Raw genomic sequence first — 864 nt, forward strand, 5'->3', positions numbered from 1 at the left:
TGGCAAACTAACAAAGCCAGAATATGCTGAAATTTATGATGAAGTAAATGCTCACAAAGGCACATTAAAATCAATGCTCTTTTCCGCAGAGTGGGGAATTTGTGCTGGCATACTTGGAAATCCTATGGGATTTGCAAATGGAAATGAAGCAGGATTTAAAGCAAGAGGATTTCAAAGAGTATTCTTAGCAGCCCAGTTAGGAGTAGTAAAAGCTTTAGATTTTTTAGGAGACTTATTTGAATACCAAACATATAATATAGGTCTTAATAAAAATTTGCAAATGGCTGAAGAGTTTAGAAAACTAGCTAAAAACCCTCCACTAGATGAATATGGAATGATACCTTATCTAGATGAGATAGTAGGAAGCTACTTCGTGATGGATTTTAATAGAAATGGGATAGTGATTAACCCTACAGGATCAATGCATAGAGTTTTAAGAGAGCTTGTAGAAGACAAAGGCAAACTACTAGATCCTAGAGACCTAGATGCAAACGAGACTACAAGGGAAGAATTTATCTCTTATGTTAAAAAAGAACTACCAGAATATGCGGAGATTTTTTCCGAAAAAGGCTATCCTGCTAATTACGAAGATAGAGATATAGATCTCTACATCGACTCCACCCTTCTAGAAGCCAAAATAATGTCCCTAACCCCACCAGAGGGATATCCAAATGCACCATACTACAACACACCAGAAGAGCTAACAAGACTATATGAGGCTGGTAAATTAGATAAAAAGCTAAACCCTCTAACACCAGTGATGTATAGAGATAGCTTCCCAGAAGATCTTAGGCAAAAGATATTAAGCTATGCCAAAGAGCATAATATAAAGGATTAAAGAATAAATTTAATATCTATGGCCCC

General features: G+C 36.1%; 1 pseudogene. It reads left to right on the forward strand.

The features are described 5' to 3' along the window. Positions 1-838 (forward strand): annotated as a pseudogene (locus B9N65_RS10765) (thioredoxin reductase); the annotation flags it as partial. Between the last annotated feature and the right edge of the window lie 26 nt (positions 839-864).

The organism is Campylobacter concisus (assembly GCF_002165815.1).
Lineage (GTDB): Bacteria > Campylobacterota > Campylobacteria > Campylobacterales > Campylobacteraceae > Campylobacter_A > Campylobacter_A concisus_BH.